This window comes from Rathayibacter sp. VKM Ac-2803 (assembly GCF_009807175.1).
Lineage (GTDB): Bacteria > Actinomycetota > Actinomycetes > Actinomycetales > Microbacteriaceae > Rathayibacter.
The window spans coordinates 2010124-2035272 of sequence record NZ_WUCD01000001.1 but is presented as its reverse complement, the minus strand read 5'-3'; the positions used below and the strand labels follow the sequence as shown (position 1 = coordinate 2035272).

The window sequence follows — 25149 nt, the reverse complement described above, 5'->3', positions numbered from 1 at the left end:
TCGCGCGCCGCCGGTCGGCAGTAGGGGGCCCGGTCGCCGATCCCGAGGGACCTGCGACCGGGAACGGGTCAGCGACCCGCGGTGGCCTTCCGACGTCCGAGGACTGTCGCACCGGCGAGGGCGAGGGCTGCGAACGCCGCGGCGCCCCACCAGCCGGCCGCCGCGTCGGGGCGGTTGTCGGCCGCGAGTCCGGCCTCACCGGCGGGGACGCCGGACGGGGTCGAGTGCAGGCCGTCGATGGTCTGCGTCGCGAGGGCGAGGTTGCCCTTCTCGAGGCTGCCCCAGGCGTAGACGATCGTGTTGACGCCCTCCTGGACCTGGACGTCGGCCGGGCCGATCACCGGAGCGGTGGTGCCGGTCGCCGCGACGACGGTCGAGATCGTCGCCGGAGCGAGGTTCAGGATGCCCTCGTTCGGGTTCGTCACGTTCGTCAGCACGGGGGTGCCGCCGGCGAGGATGTCGACCGCGGGGGCCGCGGCGATGTGACGGACGGTGAGGCGGCCCTCGCCCGCGGCGGTCGCCGAGATGTCGTTCGGGAACAGCGTCGCCGTCGGGGTGTTGTCCGGCTTGAGGTGCGCGGCGACGGTGTAGCTCTTGCCGGCCTCCAGCGCGAGGTCGACCGGGCCGATGACCGGCGCGCTCGCGTCGGCGGCGTCGGCCGCGGTGATCGCGACGGTGTAGGTGCCGGTCGGCAGGTCCAGCGGGCCGGCGAGCGATCCGGGCGTGAAGTCGTCGAGCGTCAGTGCTCCGTTGACGTACACGTCGACCGGGGTGTCCGGGACCGCGTGGAGGACGTAGAGGTCGGCCGAGTCGGCGTCGGCGGCGTTCGCGGGAGCGGCGGCGAGGCCGACGACCGCGAGGGTGCCGACGCAGGCGCCGGTCAGCAGGCGGCGGGAGAAGCGGGAGGTGGTCACGGTGTTCCTCTTTCACAGTGGGACCCGCAGGCGGGTCGGTGGGTACTGGAGAAGGGCCTTCACGGACTACTTCCGGCCGAGTGGCTCCGGCGGATGCACGGATCCGGAGAAATCTCGAAGTTTCTCGTCATGGGCCCGCCACGACCCCTCGTCAGGGGACGTCCGCCGGGCTAGCCTCCGAGCAGAGGGAGTCCCGGATGGTGCGACGAGGCACGACGGAGCCGGTGATCCGAGCGGGATCGCGGCGGAGTCGACCGCGTGCGGAGCCGGGAACCCGCCGGCGTCTGGTCGGCGCGGCTGCCGCCTCCGCCGTCGCTGTCGCCGCCGTCGCCGCGCTGGCGCTCGGCCTCGGCACGCTGGTGCCGCCGGCCCCGCGCCCGGCCGCCGTCGCCGGCGCCCCCAGCCAGTGCGGCGACGCCCGCGAGCTGCTCGACGCCGGCTCGGTGCTCGACCGCGGATCGGACGCCGTGGCCGGGCACCTGATCGCCTGCGTCGACGAGGACCACCGACGGCTCACCGTGCACAACCGCACCTCCGTCGTCTGGGCGCTGAGCGATCCGTCGGTCCGCGGGGTGGTGAGCCAGACCGGGGGCGTCACGGGCCTGCTCAACTCCTACGCGTCGCGCTCGGGACGAGGGCTCCTCCTCGCGCCCGGCGCCTCCGCCGCGATCTCGGCCGGGCCGGGGCGGCTCGAGCCGCAGCCCGACGTCGACGGGACCCGGCTCTTCCTCGCGCTGACGGCCGTCGTGGAGGCGCAGGATCTCGCGGCCTCGTCCGGTCCCGTCCGCGCGCCGCGCAGCGTCGTGCGCACAGCGGCGCTGACCTGCGCGCTGGCCCTCGTCGCCTCGAGCGAGGGCTGGGAGGTCACCTCGGGAGCGGAGGCTGCGGCGGCCGGTCCCGAGTGCTCGGCCGCGTGGCGGGACGCGGAGGCGACGGCGCTCTCGGACGGCTGGCTGCTGCCGGCGCTCGGCGACGCGCTCGCGAGACCGGAGCGGCGGGCCGCCGATGCGGCTGCGGCGCGGGCCGCGGCCGACTGGTTCGCGGTGTCCAGCGCGTTCTCGTGGGGCGGCGTCGACCGGCCGGAGCGGCTGCCCTGATCGCGGGCACGGACACACGGAACGGGCCGCCCCCCGCGAGGAGGACGGCCCGAACGGGTAAGAAGTTCGCGGTGTCATCGAGACCGCGCGCTGCTCCGAAGGGAACTAGCGGCGCAGGCCGAGACGCTCGATCAGCGAGCGGTAGCGGTTGATGTCCACATCCGACAGGTAGCCGAGGAGTCGACGACGCTGACCCACGAGCAGCAGCAGACCACGACGCGAGTGGTGGTCGTGCTTGTGCTCCTTGAGGTGCTCGGTGAGGTCCTTGATCCGACGGGTCAGGACGGCGACCTGCACCTCGGGGGATCCGGTGTCACCGGGGTGGGTCGCGTACTCTTCGATGATCGCCTTCTTGACGTCTCCTTCGAGTGCCATAGATGGATCCCCTTTCTCTCGTTGCGCGGTGCCCTGCGCCTGATGCGTGGGCTCTCTTGATCCGCGGCCGTTGAACGGCAACTTCACGACCTTACCAGAGCGGGCGCCCGAGGCGGGGCTCCGATGCGGGATCGACTCCGCCGGGCCGGCTCAGGAGCCGGTGGCCCGGTTCCAGAGCTCGACGAGCCACGGCGAGACGAGCAGCTCCCAGTAGACGACCACCAGGACGTTGAGGACGACGCCGATCCAGCCCGCCACCGCCGGCCGGCCCTCGCGGCGCCTCGCGCGGATCGAGGACGCTCCCAGCAGGACGCCCGCCAGGAGCAGGGCGTGCACGACGGCCGTGTAGAGGACGCCGACGAGAAGATCGGAGACGGCCTGATCGCCCGGGAACGCGCCGAGCGAGATCAGGGCGTACCAGACGAAGAACGAGATCGGGACGACGATCAGCGCGATCGCGATCGACGCGAGCGCCGGGCCGTGGCGGCGCCACGCGGTCGACGCTCGGCCACCGGAGGCGGTGGACGCGGCGCGGGCCGGGCGGCGTGCGGACGCCGGAGCGGCGGCGCGCGCCGTCCTGCGGGTGGGGGCGGCTCCGGCGGTTCGCGCGGACGCCGCCCGACGTCCGGGCGCGCCGTCGGGTGACGTGCTCATGCCCATCACCCTAGAGGGTCCGCCTCCGAGCACCCCGCTCTGCGCCCGGGCGGGCACGGAGCGAGCACAATGGAGCGAGTGACCCCGCCCCCGCCAGCGCCCCGGCGCAGCCACGTCATCGACGTCTCCCCGCTCCGCGAGTCCCCGGCCTTCGCCCGGCTCTGGGCCGGCAACGTGATCTCGGGCATCGGCGGGCAGATGACGATCGTCGCCGTGGGCCTGCACATCTACGAGCTCACCGGATCCACGCTCGCCGTCGCGATGGTCGGCGTCGTCGCCCTCGTCCCCACGGTGCTCGCCGGCCTCTACGGCGGGATGCTCGCGGACGCCTTCGACCGCCGGCTGGTGCTGCTGATCTCGGCGATCGTCGCGTGGGGGTCGACCGCGGGCATCGCAGCGCTGGCGTGGCTGGGCGCCGAGTCGCCTCCGTCGCTCTACCTGCTGACCGCGCTGAACGCGGTCGCGACCACAGTCATCGTCGCGACGCGGATGACGCTCGCGCCCCGGCTGCTGCGGAGCGACCTGGTGCCCGCCGCGGCGGCCCTCGGTGGCATCGCCAGCGGAGTCGAGGTGACGGTCGGGCCGGCGCTCGCGGGCGTGCTCGTCGCGTCCTCCGGCTTCGCGGTGACGTACACGATCGACGTCGTGCTGTTCCTCGCAGCGTTCCTGGGCATCGCCGGACTGCCGTCGCTGGTGCCGGAGGGCGAGCGGCAGCGACCGGGGCTCGAGTCGCTCCGCTTCGGGATGCACTTCCTCCGGGGGGCGCCGAACATCCGGATGTCGTTCGTGGTCGACATCGTCGCCATGACCTTCGGCCAGCCGCGTGTCGTGTTCCCGGCGGCGGCGGCGCTCCTGCTCGGCGGAGGCGCGGTGACGGTGGGCGTGCTCACCGCGGCGTTCGCGATCGGCGCGCTGCTGAGCGGGGTCTTCTCGGGACGGCTGACGGGAGTGCGCCGGCAGGGACTCGCGATCGGGCGCTCGATCCAGGTCTACGGAGGCTTCATCGTCGCGTTCGGCGCGGTGCTGCTGGTGGCGGCACTCGTCGAGCACGACGCCTCCGCGCCGAACCTGCCGCTCGTGATCGCCGCCTCCGTGGCCCTCGCCGGCGCGGGCGCGGCCGACAACGTGAGCTCGATCTTCCGGCAGACGATGCTGCAGACCGCGGTGCCCGACAACATGCGGGGGCGGCTGCAGGGGGTCTTCATCGTGGTCGTGACCGGAGGACCGCGGGTGGGCGACCTCTACACGGGGCTGCTGGCGTCGCTCGCGCTGCTCTGGCTGCCGCCGCTCGCCGGCGGGCTCGCGATCATCGCGATCCTCGGCGTAGTGCTGCGGACGCGGAGGGCGTTCCGCGAGTACGACGCCCTGCATCCGGTGGCGTGACGGCGCCCCGCCCGCTGGTCGAGCAGCCCCGCAGGGGCGTATCGAGACCGACCACCATCAGCAGGGGCGGCTTCTGCCCCGGCCTTCTGACGGACATGGATCTCGATACGCCCGCTGCGCGGGCTACTCGATCAGCGAGGGGGGAGGGACCGCGGGCGGAAGAGCCCTCTACCGAGAAGACCCGTCGGCGTCAGCACGCACGCTGTCCCGGCCCGGGGTCACTCGCCGGAGTAGGCGCCGGCGCCGTTGCCGTCGGTGAGGTTCTCGGAGACGGCTCCGCTGTCGTCGTCGCGGCCCTCGACGCGCACCGGTCGGTAGACGTGGAAGCCCTCGTCGTCGGGCTCGAGCTCCCAGACGACCTCGACGTCCTCGCCGTCGATGTCGGCGAGGCGGGTGAGCGTGGGCTGGGGAGCGCCGTCGATGTACTCGAGGCGGATGCTCTCCTGCTCCGCGCCGCTGTCGAGGATGGCCGTGTACGTGGTGGTGTCCATGCCTCCGACGCTAGACACGGGAGCGGCGGCCCCGCCACCCCTTGCCCTGCCGGACGGCGGGCGTAGCGTCGAGCGCATGACCGACACCGAGATCACCCCCGCCGGCTCCGACGACATCGCTCAGATCGCCGAGATCGTGAAGAGCGCGAAGATCGGACTCCTCACCACCGTGAACGCGACAGGACAGCTCGTCAGCCGCCCGCTCGCCGCCCAGGACACCGACTTCGACGGAGACCTGTGGTTCTTCACCCAGGACCCGTCGCCCAAGGTCGACGACATCCGCGCCAACCCGAGCGTGAACGTGGCCTTCGAGTCGAAGAAGGGCTATCTCTCGGTCGCGGGCTCGGCGACCGTCGTGCACGACACGGCGAAGATCGACGAGCTGTGGTCGCCCTCGGTGTCGGCGTGGTTCCCGGAGGGCAAGGAGGACCCGACCATCGCGCTGCTCCGCGTCTCCGCCGAGACCGTCGAGCTCTGGACGACCGACGATGCTCGCCCCGTCGTGCTCTTCAAGGTGATCGCGGCCGCCGTCACCGGCGGACAGCCCGACATCGGCGACAACCGCACCGTCTCGTTCGAGTGACCCGCTGACCCGCTCCGCGAGAGGGGTCAGGGGCCGCCGAAGCGCTCGGTGCGGACGCGCTCGGGCGCGTGGCCCTGGGCGACGAGAGCCGTCGCGACGGCCTCGACGAACGCGGTGGGTCCGCAGACGTAGACCGTCGGGTGCAGTGAGGGCGGCAGCGTCGCCTCCGCGAGCAGCTCCGGAGTCACGCGGCCGGCGGGCCTGGTCGCACCGGGCGGGGCGACGCGCGTGTAGACCGTGTCGGTGACGACTCCGCCGTGCTCGGGAGGCGTCTCGGCCAGGGTCTGCAGGGCATCCCGGTAGTAGGCGAAGACGGGCGAGCGCACGGAGTAGAGCAGCCGCATCGCGGCACCGCTGCCGGCCCGGTGGTGCTCGCGGGCCATCGCCATCAGGGGTGCGATCCCGCTGCCGCCGGCGATCAGCTGCACCGGCTCGATCTGATCGGTGCGCCAGACGAACCAGCCGCCGATCGGGCCCCTCACCTCGAGCCGGTCCCCGGGCTCCAGGCCGTCGACCAGGTAGGGCGAGACCTCGCCGTCGTCGAGCCGCTCGACCGAGAGCTCGACGAGCTCGCCGTCGGAGGGCGCGCTGACCGAGTAGGACCGGCTCGCCTGGTAGCCTTCGGGAGCGGTCAGGCGCACGTCGAGGTGCTGGCCTGCGAGGTGCCCGGGCCAGCCGGGCACGCGCAGCGTCAGGAGGCGCGAGGTCGGGGTGAGCGGGGCGACCGACTCGGTCAACGCCTCCGTCCACATCACCAGTAGCGCTCCTCCTTCCAGGGGTCGCCGTGCATGTGGTAGCCGTTCTGCTCCCAGAACCCGGGCTGGTCGCCGGGCATCAGCCGGAGCGTCCTGACCCACTTCGCGCTCTTCCAGAAGTAGAGGTGCGGCACGAGCAGCCGGGCGGGGCCGCCGTGCTCGGGGGCCAGCGGGGCGCCCTCGAACTCGGTGACGACCCACGCCTTGCCGCCCCGGATCTCGGCGAGCGGCAGGTTGGTGGTGTAGCCGCCGAAGCTCTCGGCCATGACGAAGCCCGCCTCGCTCTCGATGCCGTCGAGGAGGGTGTCGACCGAGACGCCGCGCCAGCTCGTGCCGAGCTTGGACCAGCGGGTGACGCAGTGGATGTCGGTGTGCACGTCCTCGTGCGGCAGGGCGTCGAACTCGGCGCGCGTCCAGCGGCGCTGCCCGTCGGGGCCCGCGTCGATCGAGAAGGCCCACTCGTGGATGTTCGGCGTCGGACCGATCGAGAGGACGGGGAAGCCGTTCTCGAGGTACTGGCCCGGCGGGATGTCGGGATTCTGCTCGCGCTTGCCGAAGAATCCCCGCGTGATGATGCCCATGCTCGCCCTCGTGGTCCTCGGGGCACGCCCCGGATCGATGGAAACCGCTCGTCGTTCGCCAGGCTATCGCGCGCGGACGGCGCGGAGCGCTACTCCCTCCGCCCTGTCTCCGCGAGCCCGGGACGGTGTCGGAGGTCGGTGCGAGGATCGGGGCATGAGACGAACAGTCGTGCCGCCGTACCTCCTCGTCCGCATCGCCCGCCTCGACGATCCCGCGTTCGCGCGGGCCGCCAGGGCGGCGAGCCGCTCGCTCGAGCAGGACGAGCCGTTCCGCCGCGTCCGGCCGGGTGAGCCGGCTCCCGGCCCCACGCCCGGGCGGGGCGCTCCCGGCCCGACGGCGACGGCGACCCCGTCGCCTCGGCAGCGGGTCCAGGCGCTCCAGCGCACCATCTCGGACGCGAGGACGACCGAGACCCTGCCCGGCGAGGTCGTCCGGCGCGAGGGCACGGCGGCGACGGGCGATCCCGCTGTCGACGAGGCGTACGACGGGCTGGGCGCGATGTTCGCGTTCCTCCAGGAGGCGTACGGCCGCGACTCCATCGACGACGCCTGGCTGCCGCTGGACGCGACCGTGCACTACGGCGACGACTACGACAACGCCTTCTGGGACGGCTCCCGGATGGTCTTCGGCGACGGCGACGGCCAGGTGTTCCGCCGGTTCACCGTCTCGCCGAGCGTCATCGGCCACGAGCTCGCGCACGGCATCACCGAGTACACGGCCAACCTCGTCTACCGCGGGCAGTCGGGTGCGCTCAACGAGTCGATCTCGGACGTCTTCGGAGCGCTGCTCGAGCAGTTCGGCGCGGGGCAGAACGCGGAGGAGGCGACCTGGCTGATCGGCGAGGGCCTCTTCACCGACGAGGTCGAGGGCGCCGCCCTGCGCTCGATGATCGCTCCGGGCACCGCCTACGACGACGACGTGCTCGGCACCGACCCGCAGCCCGGCTCGATGGCCGACTACGTCGACACCGAGGACGACAACGGCGGGGTGCACATCAACTCCGGCATCCCCAACCGGGCCTTCGCCGTCGCCGCCACGACGCTGGGCGGCAGGGCGTGGGAGCGGGCGGGGCAGGTCTGGTACGACGTGCTCACCGGCGGCGTCCTCACCGCGACCGCCGACTTCCCGGCGTTCGCCGCGCTCACCGTCCGGGCGGCCGCCGCGCGCTTCGGCGCGGGTTCCGACGTCGAGCGGGCGGTCCGCACCGGCTGGTCGACGGTGGGCGTCGAGCTGCCGGCGGCCTGATCCCGCGACACCCCGGCCGCACGCGAGCCGGGCGGGTACCATCGCGCGCATGGACGTGATCGTGTCGCGCAGCGGCGGCTTCGCCGGGCTGCGCCGGGTGTGGCGGGTGGACGTCACCGAGCAGCCGGACGAGCGGGCCTGGCTCGAGCTGCTGGACTCGCTGCCCTGGGACGACTCCCGCGCGCCGCGGGGAGCGTCCAGCGGCCGTCCCGACCGCTTCGTCTACGAGATCAGGGTGCAGACGCACCGGGTCCGCCTCGGCGAGACCGAGCTCGACGGCGCGTGGCGCGAGCTCGTCGACCGCGTGAAGAAGGCGCAGCCCCGATAGCTCGGGACTGCGCCTTCTCGCGTGCTGCTGACGGCTACTTCGTGCCGAGCAGGTCGATCACGAAGATCAGGGTCTTGCCCGACAGCGGGTGTCCGCCGCCGGCGGGGCCGTAGGCGAGGGCGGGCGGGCAGACCAGCTTGCGGCGGCCGCCGACCTTCATGCCGGGGATGCCCTGCTGCCACGCCTTGATCAGGTTGTTCAGGGGGAAGTTGATCGACTGGTTGCGGCTCCAGGAGGAGTCGAACTCCTCGCCGGTGTCGTACTCGACGCCGAGGTAGTGCACGTCGACGGTCGAGCCGGGCTGGGCCTCGGCGCCGTCGCCGATGACGAGGTCCTCGACCACGAGGGTGTCGGGGGCCGGGCCGTCGGGGGCGTCGAGTTCGGGCTTGGTCAGGTTCTCACTGCTCATGGTCGTCAATCCTAGAGCGCGGCGTCGGGGAGTCGCCCGGGAGCCGCACGCGGTCACTCGACGAGGGTCAGCCGCTGGGTGGGGCGCGTCATCGCGACGTAGAGCGCCGCGGCACCGCGCTCACCCGCCGCCGCGATCAGGCGCGGGCGGGCGATGACGACGGAGTCGAACTCGAGCCCCTTCGCCTCGGTCGTCGAGAGGATCGCCACCGGGCGGTCGAGCCCGCGCGAACCCCGGCCGACCTCGCGGCCGAGCTCCTCCTCCGCCCGCACCGCGATCGCGTCGAGGTCGGCGTCGGGGGCGATGATCGCGAGCGTGCCGTCGGTGCTGATCGCCCTGTCCTCGCGGACGGCGGCGAGAACGCGGTCGGCGAGCGGCGCGTCGCCGCGGTCGCGGACGGTGCGGACCGGCCACTCCGTCGAGCGCACGGAGCGGCTCGGGGTGACCTCGAGTCCGTTCTCGCGGGCGGTGCGCTCGGCGAGCGCCACGATCTGCGCGGGGGTGCGGTAGTTGACCGTGAGCTCCTCGAGGCGCCAGGCCGGCGCCTCCCCCGGGCGGCCCTGACGGCCGAACGCGTCGCGGAGCGCGTCGTCCCAGCTCGACGCGGCGGAGGCGCCGGACGCCTGGGCGACGTCGCCCACGATCGTGAACGAGCGCATCGGGCAGCGGCGGATCAGCACGCGCCACTGCATCGGCGAGAGCTCCTGCGCCTCGTCGACGACCACGTGGCCGTAGGCCCAGGAGCGGTCGGCGGCGGCGCGCTCGGAGGTGGTGCCGAGGCTGGTGCGCTCGGCGAAACCCGCGGCGAGGTCCTTCGCGTTGACGAGGCCCTCGACGCCCATGTTGCGGATCGCCGCCTCGGCGTTCTCGACATCGCGGCGGCGCTGCTCCTTCTCGGCCTTCCTCTGCGCGTCGGCGTGGTCGTCGTAGGAGCCGAGCAGCTCGGCGGCCTCGTCGAGCAGCGGGACGTCGGAGACGGTGAACGGCGCATCGCGGGGGCGGCGCAGCAGGGCGCGCTGGGCCGGGGTCCAGCGCGGGGTGAGCGTCGCGAACCAGTTCGGCCGGGCGTACAGATCCTGCAGGAGCTTCTCGGGGGTCAGCGGGATCCACGCGGTGTTGAGCGCGATGCGGACGTCGTCGGCCGTCCGGACGTCCTCGCGGAGGACGGCCTCGTCGGCCTCGTCGACCGTGTTGCCGTGGCTGCGCAGCTGGTCGGCGAGCTGGCGGGTCAGCTGCGAGAGCATCGCCTTGACGAAGGTGACGCGCGCCTCGTTGTGCGGCTTGCGGGAGTCGCGGGCCCGCGTGATCGCGCGCTCGACGTCGTGCGGCTCGAGGCGCAGCTTCTCGCCGTTCACCTCGAGGATCTGCGTCTCGGCGGGGACGACCTGCCGGGAGCGGACGGCGCGCTTGAGCAGCTCCGCCATCCGCGCCGAGCCCTTCACCCGGGCGACGAGCGGCTCGTCCTCCTCGACGAGGTCGAGCCCGGGGAAGAGCTGACCGAGGGTCGAGAGGACGACACCGGTCTCGCCGAGCGAGGGCAGCACGGCCTCGATGTAGCGCAGGAACGAGCGGGACGGGCCGACGACCAGCACGCCCTGCGAGGCGATCCGCTCGCGGTAGGAGTAGAGCAGGTAGGCGGCGCGGTGCAGCGCCACCGCGGTCTTGCCGGTTCCGGGGCCGCCCTGCACGACGAGCACGCCCCGCAGGTCGGAGCGGATGATGCGGTCCTGCTCGCTCTGGATGGTGGCCACGATGTCGTGCATCCGGCCGGTCCGCTCGGCGCCGAGCGCGGCCATCAGAGCGCCCTCGCCCTGGAGCGCCGTTCCCTCGCGCAGGAGCTCCTCGTCGAACACCTCGTCCTCGAAGCGGAGCACCTCGCGGCCGCGGGTCGTCAGGTGACGACGGGCGCGGGTGCCCATCGGCTGCGCGGCGGTCGCCTGGTAGAAGGCGGCCGACTGCGGGGCGCGCCAGTCGAGCAGGAGCGCGTCCTGCTCCTCGTCGCGCAGCCCGATGCGGCCGATGTAGCGGTGCTCGGTCTCGCTGTCCGCCAGGGTCAGCCGACCGAAGGCGAGGCGGTCGTCGGCGCCGGTGAGCATCCGGAGCCGGTCCTCGTAGAGGCGCGCGAAGGCGTCGCGCTCGGAGCGGCTCTGGTGGTTGCCTCCGACGCTCTCGATGCGGACGCTGTCGAGCGCGGCCCGCGCCTCCGCGATCAGCTCGTCGAGGCGGGCGTAGAGCGCGGCCACGTAGTCGCGCTCACGCGTCAGCTCGGACTCGAGGACGGTGTCGGAGTCTGCCATCGTGCGCCTTTCCCGTGCATCGCCGTCGCGGACCGGAGGCGGGATGCGCTCCGGGGGCCGCAAGAAAACAGGCGGTCCAGTCTACCGAGCGCGCGGAGCCGGACTCCCCCGCAGCGCTCGCGCTCGGCGAACATCCGGGGGCTCTTGCGGATCGGACCGCGCGGGTGCATCATCGACCCCAAGAAGAGCTCGACGCCCCGTCAGAGCAGCCGGCTGCGCCGCTGCCGCAGGGCGTCGAGCTCTTTAACGCCCGGCTGCGACTGCGCTGACGGCGCGGGCTCCGAGCGTGCCGGCTGCGCCGTCCCAGGTCGCCACGGCGCCCGGCTGCGACAATGGAGTCCTGAGACGGATCCGCCCGCCGTCCCGCCCGTCCGGCCGACGCCGGCCACGTCCCCGGGAGCCGACCAGATGACTCCGACCCCGCCGACGCGCACGAGCCGCGCCAGACGGCTCCGCTCGGTGAGGGTCCGGATCCTCGGCGCGATCCTCGTGGTCAGCGCACTCGGCCTGGTGGTGTCGGGCGGCACGTCGTTCCTGCTCCAGCGCGACCGGATCCTCGCCTCCGTCGACGAGGAGCTGCGGCAGCAGGTCGAGAGCGTGCGGACGATCGTCGAGTCCTCGGCGGCGACGTCGAGCGAGGTGCAGGAGGGCGCTCCCCTGACCGCCGCGCCGACCGACGGCTCGGGCTTCAACGACATCGACGCCCTGCTGCGCACGGTGCTCGGGCAGGCGCTCCCGCGCCTCGACGGCAGCACCGTCGGACTCGTCGACGGCGTCGCCCGCTGGGAGCCGCAGCCGTTCGCCCTGAGCTTCCTGCTCGACGACGACGACGAGTTCCTCGCTCGGGTCTCGGGCGAGACGGCGGGCGGGGCGACGGTGCTCGGCTCCGCCGAGACGCCGGACGGGTCGCTCCGCTACGCGGCGGTGCCGGTGCGCGTCGACGGCGACACCGCCTCCGGGGTGTTCGTCACCGCCATCGACGTCGATGCGCGGCTCTCCGACCTGGCCGACGTCTCCCGGAGCTACGCGGCGATCGCGGTCGTCGCCCTCGCTGCCATCGGGCTGGTCGGCTGGTTCGTCGCCGGGCGGCTCCTCAGCCCCATCCGCGAGCTGCGCCGCACCGCCTCGCGCATCACCGCGACCGACCTGGGCGAGCGCATCCCCGTGGCCGGCGACGACGACGTCTCGGACCTCACCCGCACCGTCAACGACATGATCGGGCGGCTGGAGGGCTCGTTCGAATCGCAGCGGCGCCTGCTGGCCGACGTCCGGCACGAGCTCGGCACCCCGATCACGATCGTGCGGGGCCACCTCGAGCTCGTCGATCCCCACGACCCCCACGACATCGAGTCGACGCGCACGATCGCGCTCGACGAGCTCGACCGGATGAGCCACCTCATCGACGACATCGCCGAGCTCTCGGAGGCGGAGCGCGCCGACCAGTTCTCGCCGCAGCCGACGAGCATCGCCGAGCTCACCCACCGGGTGCTCGCCAAGGTGTCGGTGATCCCGGGACACCGGTGGCGGGCCGGCCCGGTCGCCGACGTCGAGCTCGGCGTCGACGCCCGGCGGATCACCCAGGCCTGGCTGCAGCTCGCCGACAACGCCGCGAAGTACAGCCCCGACGGCTCCTCCGTCGTCGTGGGCAGCGAGCGGCGCGGAGGCCGCGTCGAGCTCTTCGTCAGCGACGAGGGGCCGGGCATCCCCGCGGCGGCGCGCGAGCGGATCTTCGAGCGCTTCGGCAGGGTCGACGACGGCCGCGGGATCCGGGGCTCGGGTCTCGGGCTCGCGATCGTCTCGGCGATCGCCCGGGCGCACGACGGGTCGGTCGAGCTCGACAGCGTCCCCGGGCGCGGGACGCGCTTCGCGCTCTCGCTCCCCCTCGCCCCGGACCCCTCGCGCACGCCGCGCACCGCAGACGACCGGAAGGACCTCCCCGAGTGAGCACGATCCTGATCGCCGAGGACGAGGAGCGCATCGCCGCCTTCGTCGAGAAGGGCCTGCGTGCGGCCGGCTACACGACCACTCGGGCGGAGCGCGGCGACGACGCGCTCGCGTACCTCCGCAGCGGCGGGTTCGACCTGGTGCTGCTCGACGTCGGCCTCCCCGGGATGGACGGATTCGCGGTCCTGCGCGCCCTGAGGGCCGAGGGGGTGACGCTGCCGGTGATCATGCTGACGGCGCGCAGCTCGGTCGCCGACACCGTCGAGGGCCTGGACCTCGGCGCCAACGACTACCTCGCGAAGCCGTTCCGCTTCGACGAGCTGCTGGCGCGGATCCGGGTGCGGCTGCGCGAGGCCGCGGCCACCGCCTCCGGCCCCGCGGACGACGGCGTGCTCGTGCACGGCGGGGTCTCGCTCGATCTGCGCTCCCGGCGCGCGCGGATCGGCGAGGCGGCGATCGATCTGTCGGCCCGCGAGTTCGCGCTCGCCGAGGAGTTCCTCCGCCACCCCGAGCAGGTGCTCAGCCGCGAGCAGCTGCTCAGCCGGGTGTGGGGGTACGACTTCGATCCCGGCTCGAACGTGGTGGACGTCTACGTGCGCTACCTGCGCGGCAAGATCGGCGCCGAGCGGATCGAGACCGTGCGCGGGATGGGCTACCGGCTGATCGGCTGACGCCCGGCTGGCCCCGGGTCAGTCGTCGGTGTCGTCGTCGACGTCGTCGTCCGGGTCGTCGGTGTCCTCGTCGTCGCCGTCGTCGTCCGCGTCGGGCGCGGGCACGGGGACGACCGGCACCGGCGCGACACCGCCCGGAGAGGCCTGCCCGCCGCCCGGCTGCGCGGCGGGGGTGTCCGCGGGAGCGGGGGTCGCCGCAGGATCCGGCACGGTGCTCGGCTCGACCGGCGCGACCGGGGTCCCGGTGCCGGACGGCGCGCGGCTCGGACCGATCACCGGGGTGGAGCCGATCTCAGTGACCTGCTCGGTCTGCCGCATCGAGTCGGCGACGGCCGCGACTCCGCCCGCCACGGCCGCGATGCAGAGGGCCGCGCCGAGAGCGAGGAGGAGTGGGCCCCGTCGGGACATGCGCGACTCCTGACGTGATTCGTCTCTCGAACCGCCGAGGAGGCGGGAGAACGGGTTTCCTGTAGATCTTCTCATGGAGCGAGGATCCTCTCGAGGATCGGAGGGAGGGAGCGGCGGGCGAGTGCGCGCCACGGTGGCCGGAAGAGGTAGAGGCAGGCCAGCCGCAGCCGGGCCGCGGTCTCGTACAGGGCGAGTCGCTCCGGTGCCGCCCCCGCGCGCTCGGCGGCGAGGTCGACGACGCCGATCGCCACCGCGGAGGCGGCGGGCGGGAGCAGGCCCTGGGCGACCCGGAGCCCCAGGTGCGCCCGCAGGTTGCCGAGGTCGAGCGCGGCCTCGGCCTGCGCGGCGGTGTCGAGGTCGAGCAGGGCGAGCGCGCCCTCGGAGGCGAGGAGCTGCTTGTCGTGCAGGTCGCGGTGCGCGAGCACGAGGGGCTGCGCGGGCTCGTCGACGAGGCGGGCGGAGACCCGCTCCGCCGCGGCGACCAGCCTCGTCGCGATGTCGGCCGGGAGCAGCCGCGCAGCGTGGCCCGCCCAGAGCGAGACCACCGCGGCCTCCGCCTCCGGCGCGTGCACCGGCAGCGCGGGGTCGGCGGGCGGCAGGGCGTCCCAGCCCTGGGCCCACCGCGCCCAGACCGTCGCCCACTGGGCGGGAGTGGTCCGCGGGTCGGAGCCGAGGTCGAGGACGGTGCGGCCGGGCAGCGCGGCGAAGCGGACGACCCCGGCGGGGCCGCTCGCGGTGCGCTCGACGGCGGGGAGGGAGAAACCGTCGCCGAAGCCGCGCGCGAGCTCGTGCGCGGCCAGCACCGCGGGAGCGGCGGAGGGGCGCAGGACTTTGAGGAAGCCGCCTCCGTCGTCGGTGCGCACGACGGCACGGCGCCCCGGGCGGTGCACGATGACCGCGCCCTCGCGGCGAGCGGCCTCGAGGGCGGGCAGACGGGCGTCGACTCCACTCGGGAGCAGCCGCAGCCCGCCCGAGGGGCTCCACCGACCGCCGCGGACGCCCGCCGCCCCCTCCGCCGCCGCCTCGACGTCGGTGCCGTCGGCGCCGGGCCAGGCCCGGGTGACCTGCCAGCGGACGCCGCCGTCGACGACCTCGGCGGGCACCCCGCTCAGCACGGGAGCACCGTCTCGGCGCGGGCGAGCTCGGCCTCGACGCGCTCGCGCCAGTCGGGCGTGGCCGTGCGGAACGGCTCGACCGCGCGGAGCAGGATGGCGCCGGCGGTGCGGCGCCGGAGCACCCCGTCGTCGATCGACCCGCCGGCGTGCCGGTACGCCTCGATCAGCGCATCACCGAGCCGGGATCCCCCGGGCTCGGCGGCCAGGAAGCTGCCGAGGTCGCGCTCGGGCTCGTCGCGGCGGACCCGGTCGAAGTCGATGATCCGCACGCCGTCGCCGACGAGCACCTGATCGGCCGAGAAGTCACCGTGGACGACCGTCGATCGGCCGGTCGAGCGGCTCACGGCCCCCGCGAGGCGCTCGAGACGCGGGCCGAGCTCCGGCGCGAGAGCGGCGAGCGCCGCGGCGGCCGCCCCGATCTCGTCGGCGGTACCGGAGGGCACCGGGACGTCGGCCACCGCGTGCAGGCGGGCGAGCGCGGCTCCGGCGACCGCGGCGGACGCCTCCGCGCCCCGAGCCGGCCGGGTGAGATCACCGTCGCCCCACCAGAGGGTCGACGACGCACCGCGGAGGAGGGACACGGGTGCCGGCACCGGCAGGCCCCGCGCCGCGAGCGCCGTCTGCACCCGGAGGACGCCCTCGGCAGCGTCGGCGCTCTCGCGCGGGACGATCTTCACGACCCGGCCTCCCTCGGCGAGCACGAGCCGGCGGTGCGGGTTGTGCCGGAGGATGCGGCCGGTCGCGAGCAGAGCCGGCTCGCGCTCGAGGATTCGGCGCAGGGTCGGCGCGAGCGCGCGGTCGGCGAGCACCGGGCCGGTGAGCGCGCCGAGCGCCGGCAGCTCGCGGAGCTCGGCGCCGACGCCCGCGGCGCGCTGCCGGGTCTTCGCCTGCTTCGCCGGGTCGGCCCAGGCCGCGATCCAGCCGTGGCCCTCAGCGCTCTCGAAGGCGACGACGATCTCGGTGCCCGGCTTCCAGCGGCGGCGCGTCACGCGCACGGGGTGCCCGAGCGCGTCGGCGAGGCGGTCGGGGTGGAGCAGGGCGCCGAGACCGGGGAGTGCGGGATCGCGCAGAGCGAGCGCGGCCACGGCGGCGTCGGTGCGGGGGGTCGGGGTCGCGGTGCCGATCATGCCGGGACCTCCGCGGTCGCATCCGGAGTCTGCGCCCGGCGGAACCAGGCGGCGACGCGGGAGTCGCGGGCCAGCAGCTCCTCCGGCGATCCGTCCTCGACGATGCGGCCGCCCTCGAGCCAGAGGAGCCGGTCGGCGCCGATCACGGAGGCGGGGTCGTGGGTGATCGAGAGCGTGGTGCGCCCCCGGGTCAGCTCGGTGATCGACTGCGCGACCTGGGCGCGCGCCTCCGGGTCGAGGCCGGTCGTCGCCTCGTCGAGCACGACGATCGGAGCATCGCGCAGCAGGGCCCGCGCGATCGCGATCCGCTGCCGCTGGCCACCCGAGAGCGTGCCGCCGCGCTCGCCGAGCACCGTGTCGTAGCCGTCGGGCAGCGACCGGACGAAGGCGTCGGCGTCGGCGCGGCGTCCCGCCTCCTCGACCTCCTCGTCGCTCGCGTCGAGGCGGCCGTACCGGATGTTCTCGCGCACCGAGGTCGCGAACAGCACCGAGTCCTGGAGCAGCACCGAGACGTTCGACCGCAGGCTCGCGAGCGTCGCGTCGCGCAGATCGGTGCCGTCGATCGTGATCCGGCCGCCCTCGGGGTCGGCGGCGCGCACCAGGAGTCCCATCAGCGTCGACTTGCCCGCCCCGGAGGCGCCCAGGAGGCAGACGTTCTCTCCCCCGCGGATCGAGAGCGTGAGATCGCTGAAGAGCGGCCTGCCGTAGCCGTCGGCGACGTGGATCGACTCGAAGTCGATCGCTCCGCCGGCGGGGCGGAGCGCTCGCGCGCCGGGACGGTCGCGGACCTCGATCTCCTCGTCGAGCAGATCGGCCACGCGCTCGCCGGACGCGGCGGCCCGGGCGATGCGGCCCGTGTACTTGGCGAGGTCCTTGAGCGGGCGCATGGCGATCTTGAGGTACATCGTGAAGACGACGAGATCTCCCGGCGTCATCTGCCCCTCGAGGACCCGCCAGCCGCCGGCGGCGAGCACGATCGCCGTCGCCGCGCCGACGATGACGTCCGTGCGACGCTCGAGCGCGGCGGCGAGGCGGCGCGCCTTGACGCCCTGGTGCAGGGCCGTGGCGTTGCCGCGGTCGAAGGCGCCGCCCACCTCCTTCTCGAGTCCGTAGGCCTGCACGACGCGGATCGCGCCGAGGGTCTGCGCGGCGGTGTCGGCGAGCGCCCCCTCGCCCTTGCGGGTGGTGCGCGAGGCGCTGGTGATCGAGGCGGTGCTGCGGCGGGAGGAGACGAGGTACGCCACCGCCGCGCCCACCACGACCAGGGTGAGCAGAGGATCGAGCCAGAGCATCACCACGGTCAGCACGACCAGGGTGATGACGTTGCCGACCAGCGGCAGCCCCGCGGTGACCGCCACCTCCTGGAGACGGCCGATGTCGCCGACGAGGCGCTGGACGGTGTCGCCCGCCGACGAGACCGTGTGGTAGCGGAGAGACAGCGCCTGCACATGGGCGAAGACGCGCGCGCGGAGCGAGGTCGCCACCCGCGAGCCGACCAGGGCGAAGGCGATGGTGCTGAGGTAGGCGGTGATGGCGCGCAGACCGACCAGGCCGAGCAGGATCGCTCCGCACGCGACGAGGAGGCCGATGGTCGCCGGCGGGGTGCCGGCGTTGGCGCCCGCTGTCGCACCGAGGCTCGCGCTGACGCTGTCGATCACGATCTTGAGCGGCCAGGGCTCGAGGACCCGCAGGACGACCTCGGCGAGGAGCGCGAGGAGGCCGCCCAGCATCAGGAGGCGGTGCTCGCGGAGATGGGGACGGACGATCGCGAGGCTGCGGCGCAGGGCGCCGGGGTCGGGAGTCGTGCGGGCGCTCATGCGGCGGACTCCGATCGAGCGGGGACGGCGTCGAGGATGCGCCCGAGCACGCGGGTCCAGTCGTGCTCGGCGACCGCCGTGGCGCGGGCCGCCGCGGACATCCGGCGCCGGAGCGCGGGATCGGCGGCGAGGGAGCGGAGCGCCTCGGCGAGCGCCGACGCGTCGTGGGGGTCGACCAGGAGACCGGTCTCACCGTGCCGGACGATCCGGGGCACCTGGCCGACGCGGGAGGCGACGACGGGCAGACCGGCCGCGAGGTACTCGTACACCTTGAGCGGCGAGAAGTAGTCGTCTCCCGCTCCGTAGGGGGCGACTCCGATGTCGATCCGCGCGAGCTGCCGCGGCATGTCCTCCGGGTCGATCGCGCCGGTGAACTCGACGTCGAGGCCGAGCCGGAGCGCCTGCTCGCGCAGGGCGGCACCCTCCGGACCGTCGCCGACGACGACGAGGCGGACGACGCCGCGCTCGAGCCGTGCGGCGGCGTCGAGGAGAGTGCCGACACCGTGCCAGGGCTTGAGCGTGCCGACGAAGCCGACGGTCGGGACCGCCTCGCTGCGCGCCGGTCCCGGCACGATGCGCGTCGTGTTCACTCCGTTCGGGACGAGCAGCGGCGCGGAGGCGCCGTGCGCCCGCGCCCAGCGCGCGACGGGAGCGGAGACGCACGCCACCACCGCGGCCGAGGACAGCAGGGCGCGCGTGGACTCCCGGGCGCCCTGCTCGTCCACGAGGATCCGGTGCTCGCGCTGCTCCTCGATCAGCGGCGAGTTGACCTCGACGACGGCCGGGACTCCGAGGGCCCGCGAGACGACCGCCGACGCGCGGCTGAACAGCGAGTAGCGCTCGTAGACGAGATCGCAGCCGTCGAGGACGACGGCCTCGGCGAGGTGCACCGCCGACTCGGCGACGGCGCGCTCGCGCTCGGCCGGATCCTGCACCCGCGTGCGGTGCTCGAGGACGGGGACGTCCGCGAGGTCGACCGGAACGGACCCTCCCCGGCGGGCGCAGTAGACCCGCACCTCCTGCCCGCGGGCGCGGACGGCGCGCAGGATCTCCTGCACGTGGACCGAGGACCCCTTGCTGCCGAAGACCGGGACCCCGGGGTCGGCGCAGACGAAGGCGACGCGCATCACGCCACCTCCGCCAGGATCGGCGCCGCGGAGCGGGTCAGCTCGCCGAGCCGCCGGGCCTGCGCACGCGAGTCGAACTCCCGCTCGATGAGCGCGCGGGCGCGGCGGGCGATCCCCTCGACGTCGAAGGCGGGGTCGGCGACCCGGTGCAGAGCGCGCGCCAGGTCGTCGACGCGGCCCGGGCGGCAGAGCAGCCCGGTGTCGCCGTCTCGGACGACCTCGGGGATGCCGGTGACCGCGGTCGAGATGCACGGCACTCCCGCGGCCATCGCCTCCAGCAGCACCGTCGGGAGTCCGTCGGCGTTGCCGTCGGCGCCGACGACGCACGGGGCGACGAAGACGTCGGAGCGGCGCAGCAGCTCGGCGATCTCGTTCTGCGGGCGCGGGCCGAGCAGTCGCACGCGGTCCTTTAGTCCGGCGGCGCGGATCCGCTCGGCGAGGGGCCCGGCGAGCTCCCCGCCGCCTGCGATGTCGACCTGGACGGCGCTCCCGCCTGCCGTGAGCACCGCGACGGCGTCGATCAGGACCTCGAAGCCCTTCTTCTCGACGAGGCGGCCGACCGCGGCGACGCGCAGCACCTGGGCCCTGGCAGGACGCGCGCCGAAGTCGAAGCGCTCGAGCTCGAGCCCGTTGTAGACGCGGTGGACGCGGTGCGCGACCCGGGGGAAGCGCTCCTCGAGGTGGCGGACGTTGTAGTCGCTGACCGTCACCGCGAAACAGGCGTCGGCGAGCTTGCGCTCGAGGTCGGCGTCGACGACGGACTCGTGGAAGAGGTCCTTGGCGTGCGCCGTGAACGAGTACGGCACTCCCGAGAGCAGCGAAGCCAGGCGGGCGACGGTCGTCGCGCTCGAGGCGAAGTGCGCGTGCAGGTGCGTGACGCCCTCGGCCTCGAGCGCCGCGGCCAGCCGGACGGCCTGCGCCGCGTCCTCCGGGCCGGCCTGCAGCAACTCGTCGAGGTGACGGCCGACCGAGGCGGTGAGACCGGGCGAGGTCGCGGCCGTGCGGAGCGCCTGCCAGAGCGCGGACGCCTTGACCGGCTTCTCGAGGTAGCGGACGGGAGCCTGCACGCGGGCGAGCTCGGGGTGGAAGCGCGGGTCGTCGGGGGCGCGGAGCGAGAAGATCACCAGATCCTCCCCTGCGGCCTCCCGGGCGAGGATCTCGGAGACGACGAAGGTCTCGGAGAAGCGCGGGTACACCTTGAGGACGTAGGCGGTGCGGGCGGGGGTCTCAGACGGCACGGTCGGCCTCCTTCTGTGCGGTGCCGCGGGCGGCGGCGATGAGATCGGCGGCGAGCGGGCCGACGGCGGAGAGTCCGTCGAGGTCGATCCCCGCCCTCAGGACGGTGCTGCCGACACTGCGGGCGAACCAGTCGCCGAGGCGCTCGGGGGTGACGGCGCCCTCCTCGAGCACCTGGACCGCTCCGCGGCGCTCGAGGGCCTCGGCGCGCAGCCGCTGCTCCTGCCGCCTGCTCGAGCGGGGGACGACGAGCGAGGGAGCCGTGGTGCTCATGACCTCGCACACGGTGTTGTAGCCGCCCATGCTCACCACGGCCGAGGCGCGGCGGAGCAGCGCGAGCGCGTCCGGGACGGAGCGGACGACCGTGGTGGAGGGGCCGGCGGCGGCTCGGATCGCCCTGCGGTGCTCGGCGGGCATCTGCGGCCCGGTGACGACGACGTGGCGGAACCCGGCCGGCACCGCCGCGCGGACGGCGGCCTCGGCGATGGCGCGCCCGTCGGAGCCGCCGCCGACCGTGGTCAGCACGAACGGCTCCTCGGCGACGGAGTGACCGGAGCCGAGGCGGCCGTTCGCGAGGAAGCCGGTGTGGGTGACCAGGTCGCGCAGCCCCTCCGGGATCTCGCCGGTGGCGACGGGGTCGTGCACGCTCGGATCGCCGTAGACCCAGACCGCGTCGAAGAGCTCGCGGACGGCTGAGGCCCCTCCCACCGCCTTCCACTCCGCCCGCGTCGCGGAGCGGCGGTCGAGGACGTCGCGGAGGCCGAGCACGACGACGGCCGAGGGGTCGGCCGCGCGCAGCGCTCGGAGCGCCGGCTCGAGCTCGCCGTGCACCCCGAAGGGATGGCGGTCGACGATCACGAGGTCGGGTGCGAAGGCGGCGAGCGAGGCGCCGACGACTCCCCCGCGCAGATCGGTGAGGGTGCGGAGCTCGAGGTCGAGGTGGCGCGGGCGGTAGCCGTCCTCGCCAGTGGTCACGCCCGGCAGGGCGAGCCAGTCCCAGCCGGGAGGCGCCTCGAAGGCCGTCGCCGAGGACTGGCCCGTGATGAGCATCCCCGTCACCTCCTCGCCGAGCAGCTCGGGCAGCGCCGTGTTCAGAGCGTGTGCGAGGGCGACGTTGCGGCGCACGTGCCCGAGCCCTACGGAGTCGTGCGAGTACAGGGCGATGCGGATGACCATGAGCGTTCCCCTCGGCGGCGGACGCGGCCCGGAGGCGGCGGCGGGTCCTCGACCCGTGATCCGAGACTCCCGGGGCGCCGTAAGCCCGGTGTGAGACGAGGATGAGAGGGATCTCATCTGCAGGGCCGAGCAGATGAGGAAGGGATCGACGCTCTCGCGCGTTGCAGGAGGCATGTCGTCGACGAGCAGCATCACCGCCCCCTCCCGAGCCTCGATGGACCTGACCGAGTCGGCCCGCGCCGGCTGGGAGGCGTGGCTGATGCGCCGCGCCGCCCGCGTCACCGGTCCCCGCGGCGACCTCGCCCTCGTCGAGACCCGCTGGCTCGCCGCCGGCGAGAGCGTCGACGACGAGGCCGCGCTCGCGGGCCACGGCCCGACGGCCACCCTCACGCGGATGCGCCGCCCGAGCCTCGAGACCGGCGAAGAGGAGTACGGCTACCGCGTCTGGGACGCGGCCTCGGAGGCGATCCGCGCCTTCGACACGATCGAGACGTTCCCCTTCGATGCGGCCTGGGTGCTCGAGGCGTGGTTCGAGCCGGTGGACGAGGAGCGCACGATCCCGTTCGAGCACCTGCGCGACAACGGGGCGACCCGCGACCTCGTGGTGCCCGGCGACATCACCTTCTCGCTGGTCGACGACGGCCGGGCGCGGGAGTACACGGTCGCGGCCTTCGACGACGGCGGCTCGCTGCTGGTCCCGTTCGGCGACCCGACCAATCGGAGCGACGACCCCGAGCTGAGCAGCTACCCTGTCGGGCGCTTCCTCGTCGTGCAGCGCCTCGACGGCGCCGCCGACGCCGGGACGCCCGGCCCCGTGCTGCTCGACTTCAACCGGGCCTACATCCCGCCGTGCGGCTTCTCACCGCACTACAACTGCCCGCTCCCGCCCGCGCAGAACCGCCTCGCGGTGCCGGTGACCGCCGGCGAGCGCCGGGTGCGCACCGCCGCAGCGGCCTGATGCCGCGGCCCGTGCGTCTCGGCCGCCGCGGCAGCTTCTGGGTCTCGACCCTGGTGCTGGCGCTGTGCCTGTGGTCGAGCGGCTCCCCCTCGGTGCTCTACCCGAGCTACGCGGCGGAGTGGGGCCTCTCGCCGGTCGTCATCACGACGGTCTTCGGCGCCTACCCGGTCGTGCTGCTGCTCGCGCTGCTCGTGGTCGGCGACCTCTCGGACGTGATCGGCCGTCGGCGCACGATGCTGATCGGCATCGCCCTGATCTCGGCCTCGGCGCTCGCGTTCTCGCTCGCGGACGGCGTCGCGCTGCTCTACGTCGGCCGGAGCCTGCAGGGTCTCGGCACGGCGCTGGCGCTGGGGGCGGCGAGCGCCTCCCTCGTCGACAACAACGTCTCGGAGAACCCGCGGCTCCCGTCGTCGCTGACGACAGTCTCGACGGCCGCCGGCCTCGCACTCTCGCTGCTGCTCTCGGGAGCGCTCGCGCAGTACGCGCCCCTCCCCCTCCGGCTCAGCTTCTGGGTGCTCGCCGTGGTCGGCCTCGCGACCCTCGCGCTGCTCGCCCTGAGCCGTGACGACCGACCCCCGGCGGCGCGGCCGTGGCGCCCGCGACTCCCCCACGTGCCGTCGGGGCTGCGGATGGCGTACGCCTCCGCGACCCTCGCTGTGACCGTGGCGTACGCCGTGGGCGCGCTGGTGCTCTCGCTCGGCGCCGTGATGGTGCGCGAGCTGACGGGCACCACGGATCTGCTCGTCACCGGATCGGTCCTCGCCCTCTCGGCCCTCGTCATCGGTGCCACCGCGCTCGCGATCCAGCGGGTCCCCGCGCACGTCGCCGTCATCGCCGGCGCGCTGGTCGCCGTCGTCTCGCTCGGGCTGCTGGAGTGGACGGCCGCGAGCGGGTCCCTCCCCCTGTTCTTCGCGTTCGCCGTCGTCAGCGGCGTCGGCTACTCGCTGAGCTTCTCGGGCGGTCTCGCGCTGGTCGGCCGGGCCGCGCCCGCCGAGCACCGCGGCTCGATGATCTCGGCCGTGTACCTCCTGAGCTACCTCGGCCAGGCGATCACCGCGGTCGTCGCGGGGGCACTGGCGACCGCGCTCGGTCTCGAGGCCTCGATCGACCTGGTCGCACCCGCGGTGGCGGCCGTCTGCCTCGCCGCCGCGATCGTGGCGCTGGTCGACCTGCGCCGGCGCTCGGCGCTCCTCGTCAGCGCGTGAGCGCCGCCCGACGGGCCACGAGCTCGTCGAGCAGGACCTGTTCGTCGACGGCCGCCGCCCGGCCGCCGCGACCGACGATCGTGTGCTGGCGGAGGTGCGCGAGGCGCGTCGCCGTGCGGATGAACCCGGTCATCGCCCGGGGCCGGTCGCTGCCCGCGGTGCGCGCCCAGCGCAGCGCGGTGCGGCGCCCCTCCGCGGTGCCGATCATGCGGACCTCGGCCGGCGAGAGCCAGCCCGCGGCCGCGTAGTCGCCCAGGCGCTCGAGGGTGACCGCCCGCTCGCGTCGGCGCAGCAGCACCACGACGACCACCGCGACGACGAAGAGCGGCACCTGGACCACTCCGTAGAACCCGAACCAGTCGGAGACGAGGAACGAGGAGCCGTTCCAGAGCGCGTGAAGGAAGGCGGCGAGCGTCAGGCCGAGCAGGACGATCGGCACGGCCGCGGCTCCGCGCCGACGCACGGCGAAACCGAGCGCAGCGCCGGTGCAGGCGGTGAACAGCACGTGGGCGAAGGGCGAGAGCACACCGCGGAGGAAGAACGTCACGGCGAGCGAGCCCAGGCCGCCCTCGACCAGCGCACTGCCGAAGTAGAGGATGTTCTCGACGAAGGCGAAGCCCGAGGCGACGACCGCCGCGTAGACGATGCCGTCGACCGGGCCGTCGAACGTTCGGCGCCAGATCAGCAGGACCAGCAGCACACCGAGGCCCTTGGCCGTCTCCTCGACGAGCGGCGCCTGGATGACGGCGCCGACGAAGTCCGAGTCGCTGGGCTGCGATCCGGAGGCGTACACCGCGATCTGCACGCCGAGGTCGACCAGCAGCGCGATCGCCACCGAGCCGGCGGCGCCCCAGAGGAACGCGAACCACAGGCCGAGCGGAGCCTCCGGCTCCCAGCGGTCGACCCAGCGCACCCCGGCGAGCACGACGGCGAGCGGCACGAGCGCGATCACGGCGCAGACGGCGGCGGCGCTCGCGCCGAGGCCGAGGACGACGTAGGCGAGGACGATCAGCAGCAGGATCCCGAGCAGCGCGACGCCGATGGCGCCGAGCACGGTCGGCACGACGGAGGGGCGGGCGGGCGGGGCCGGCGGCGGATAGGCGCTCATGGGGTCCGAGAGTAGGGCACCGGCGCGGTCCGGCCGCCGTGCTTGACAGCGGCGCGCGTGCAGAACCGAGGGTCAGGGCGGCCGTGGGGGCTCCACCGCCGCCGTGAGCGACTCCCGACCTCGGTTCTGAACGCGCAGCACCCG

General features: G+C 74.3%; 25 protein-coding genes. 9 read left to right on the top strand and 16 right to left on the bottom strand.

The window, feature by feature from the left end; genetic code table 11:
• Positions 1 to 68: 68 nt before the first annotated feature.
• Positions 69 to 914 (bottom strand): DUF4397 domain-containing protein, encoded by an 846-nt coding sequence (locus tag GRS96_RS09435; RefSeq protein WP_235022064.1) that lies wholly within the window; start codon positions 912 to 914, stop codon positions 69 to 71.
• A gap of 197 nt (positions 915 to 1111) precedes the next feature.
• Here GRS96_RS09435 and GRS96_RS09430 point away from each other — a divergent pair, with 197 nt between their 5' ends.
• Complete coding sequence (locus GRS96_RS09430) at positions 1112 to 2011, top strand: hypothetical protein (RefSeq protein WP_159988343.1); 900 nt, start codon at positions 1112 to 1114, stop codon at positions 2009 to 2011.
• Positions 2012 to 2116: 105 nt separating this feature from the next.
• Here the strand turns inward: GRS96_RS09430 and rpsO are convergent, their stop codons facing one another.
• Positions 2117 to 2386, bottom strand: a complete 270-nt coding sequence (rpsO, locus tag GRS96_RS09425) for a 30S ribosomal protein S15 (RefSeq protein WP_159858080.1) — start codon at positions 2384 to 2386, stop codon at positions 2117 to 2119.
• Positions 2387 to 2536: 150 nt separating this feature from the next.
• Positions 2537 to 3040: a hypothetical protein gene (locus GRS96_RS09420; protein ID WP_159858082.1), complete on the bottom strand. Its 504-nt coding sequence runs from the start codon at positions 3038 to 3040 to the stop codon at positions 2537 to 2539.
• Positions 3041 to 3109: 69 nt separating this feature from the next.
• On the opposite strand from GRS96_RS09420, the gene GRS96_RS09415 reads away from it, so the two are divergent.
• Positions 3110 to 4423 (top strand): MFS transporter, encoded by a 1314-nt coding sequence (locus GRS96_RS09415; protein ID WP_159988342.1) that lies wholly within the window; start codon positions 3110 to 3112, stop codon positions 4421 to 4423.
• A gap of 218 nt (positions 4424 to 4641) precedes the next feature.
• On the opposite strand, the gene GRS96_RS09410 is transcribed toward GRS96_RS09415, so the two are convergent.
• Positions 4642 to 4914 (bottom strand): hypothetical protein, encoded by a 273-nt coding sequence (locus GRS96_RS09410; protein WP_159858086.1) that lies wholly within the window; start codon positions 4912 to 4914, stop codon positions 4642 to 4644.
• A gap of 76 nt (positions 4915 to 4990) precedes the next feature.
• On the opposite strand from GRS96_RS09410, the gene GRS96_RS09405 reads away from it, so the two are divergent.
• Positions 4991 to 5497, top strand: a complete 507-nt coding sequence (locus tag GRS96_RS09405; protein ID WP_159858088.1) for a pyridoxamine 5'-phosphate oxidase family protein — start codon at positions 4991 to 4993, stop codon at positions 5495 to 5497.
• A gap of 26 nt (positions 5498 to 5523) precedes the next feature.
• On the opposite strand, the gene GRS96_RS09400 is transcribed toward GRS96_RS09405, so the two are convergent.
• Entirely contained in the window at positions 5524 to 6249 is a 726-nt protein-coding gene (locus tag GRS96_RS09400) for a ferredoxin reductase (RefSeq protein ID WP_159989292.1), read from the bottom strand.
• Positions 6249 to 6833 carry a molybdopterin-dependent oxidoreductase gene (locus tag GRS96_RS09395; RefSeq protein ID WP_159858090.1) on the bottom strand — a complete coding sequence of 195 codons (585 nt, stop codon included), beginning with the start codon at positions 6831 to 6833 and terminating at the stop codon, positions 6249 to 6251. The genes GRS96_RS09400 and GRS96_RS09395 overlap by 1 nt, the downstream gene beginning before the upstream one ends.
• 154 nt (positions 6834 to 6987) lie before the next feature.
• Between GRS96_RS09395 and GRS96_RS09390 the strand changes: the two genes are divergently transcribed.
• The gene (locus GRS96_RS09390; protein ID WP_159988341.1) at positions 6988 to 8079 is read left to right on the top strand and encodes a M4 family metallopeptidase; all 1092 of its coding nucleotides are present in this window, start codon (positions 6988 to 6990) and stop codon (positions 8077 to 8079) included.
• 49 nt (positions 8080 to 8128) lie between these two features.
• Positions 8129 to 8407 (top strand): protealysin inhibitor emfourin, encoded by a 279-nt coding sequence (locus tag GRS96_RS09385; RefSeq protein ID WP_159858093.1) that lies wholly within the window; start codon positions 8129 to 8131, stop codon positions 8405 to 8407.
• Between the two features lie 34 nt (positions 8408 to 8441).
• On the opposite strand, the gene GRS96_RS09380 is transcribed toward GRS96_RS09385, so the two are convergent.
• Positions 8442 to 8816: an FKBP-type peptidyl-prolyl cis-trans isomerase gene (locus GRS96_RS09380; protein WP_159858095.1), complete on the bottom strand. Its 375-nt coding sequence runs from the start codon at positions 8814 to 8816 to the stop codon at positions 8442 to 8444.
• A 53-nt stretch (positions 8817 to 8869) separates the two neighbouring features.
• Positions 8870 to 11113, bottom strand: a complete 2244-nt coding sequence (locus GRS96_RS09375) for a HelD family protein (protein ID WP_159988340.1) — start codon at positions 11111 to 11113, stop codon at positions 8870 to 8872.
• A 408-nt stretch (positions 11114 to 11521) separates the two neighbouring features.
• Here GRS96_RS09375 and GRS96_RS09370 point away from each other — a divergent pair, with 408 nt between their 5' ends.
• Both GRS96_RS09370 and GRS96_RS09365 read left to right on the top strand, forming a co-directional pair.
• Positions 11522 to 13057: a sensor histidine kinase gene (locus tag GRS96_RS09370; protein WP_159988339.1), complete on the top strand. Its 1536-nt coding sequence runs from the start codon at positions 11522 to 11524 to the stop codon at positions 13055 to 13057.
• Complete coding sequence (locus GRS96_RS09365; RefSeq protein WP_159858101.1) at positions 13054 to 13728, top strand: response regulator transcription factor; 675 nt, start codon at positions 13054 to 13056, stop codon at positions 13726 to 13728. Before GRS96_RS09370 ends, GRS96_RS09365 begins: the two co-directional genes overlap by 4 nt.
• Before the next feature lie 18 nt (positions 13729 to 13746).
• On the opposite strand, the gene GRS96_RS09360 is transcribed toward GRS96_RS09365, so the two are convergent.
• From GRS96_RS09360 to GRS96_RS09330, 7 genes are all read right to left on the bottom strand, one after another.
• Entirely contained in the window at positions 13747 to 14136 is a 390-nt protein-coding gene (locus GRS96_RS09360) for a hypothetical protein (RefSeq protein ID WP_159858103.1), read from the bottom strand.
• 71 nt (positions 14137 to 14207) lie between these two features.
• Entirely contained in the window at positions 14208 to 15251 is a 1044-nt protein-coding gene (locus GRS96_RS09355; RefSeq protein ID WP_159988338.1) for a hypothetical protein, read from the bottom strand.
• Entirely contained in the window at positions 15245 to 16378 is a 1134-nt protein-coding gene (locus GRS96_RS09350; RefSeq protein ID WP_159988337.1) for a phosphotransferase family protein, read from the bottom strand. Before GRS96_RS09350 ends, GRS96_RS09355 begins: the two co-directional genes overlap by 7 nt.
• Positions 16375 to 18195 carry an ABC transporter ATP-binding protein gene (locus GRS96_RS09345; RefSeq protein ID WP_159988336.1) on the bottom strand — a complete coding sequence of 607 codons (1821 nt, stop codon included), beginning with the start codon at positions 18193 to 18195 and terminating at the stop codon, positions 16375 to 16377. Before GRS96_RS09345 ends, GRS96_RS09350 begins: the two co-directional genes overlap by 4 nt.
• Positions 18192 to 19322 (bottom strand): glycosyltransferase family 4 protein, encoded by a 1131-nt coding sequence (locus tag GRS96_RS09340; RefSeq protein WP_159988335.1) that lies wholly within the window; start codon positions 19320 to 19322, stop codon positions 18192 to 18194. Before GRS96_RS09340 ends, GRS96_RS09345 begins: the two co-directional genes overlap by 4 nt.
• On the bottom strand, positions 19322 to 20560 hold the full coding sequence (locus tag GRS96_RS09335) for a glycosyltransferase family 4 protein (RefSeq protein WP_159988334.1): 1239 nt from the start codon (positions 20558 to 20560) through the stop codon (positions 19322 to 19324). Before GRS96_RS09335 ends, GRS96_RS09340 begins: the two co-directional genes overlap by 1 nt.
• Positions 20550 to 21734, bottom strand: coding sequence for a glycosyltransferase family protein (locus tag GRS96_RS09330; RefSeq protein WP_159988333.1), 1185 nt, complete (start codon positions 21732 to 21734; stop codon positions 20550 to 20552). The genes GRS96_RS09335 and GRS96_RS09330 overlap by 11 nt, the downstream gene beginning before the upstream one ends.
• Before the next feature lie 172 nt (positions 21735 to 21906).
• Here GRS96_RS09330 and GRS96_RS09325 point away from each other — a divergent pair, with 172 nt between their 5' ends.
• Both GRS96_RS09325 and GRS96_RS09320 read left to right on the top strand, forming a co-directional pair.
• Positions 21907 to 22692, top strand: coding sequence for a DUF1684 domain-containing protein (locus GRS96_RS09325; protein ID WP_159988332.1), 786 nt, complete (start codon positions 21907 to 21909; stop codon positions 22690 to 22692).
• On the top strand, positions 22692 to 23897 hold the full coding sequence (locus tag GRS96_RS09320) for an MFS transporter (protein ID WP_159858117.1): 1206 nt from the start codon (positions 22692 to 22694) through the stop codon (positions 23895 to 23897). Before GRS96_RS09325 ends, GRS96_RS09320 begins: the two co-directional genes overlap by 1 nt.
• Here the strand turns inward: GRS96_RS09320 and GRS96_RS09315 are convergent.
• A complete protein-coding gene (locus tag GRS96_RS09315) occupies positions 23887 to 25005 on the bottom strand; it encodes a PrsW family intramembrane metalloprotease (RefSeq protein WP_236553604.1) in 1119 nt (372 codons plus the stop codon). The two genes, GRS96_RS09320 and GRS96_RS09315, sit on opposite strands and share 11 nt — an antisense overlap.
• Positions 25006 to 25149 lie beyond the last annotated feature (144 nt).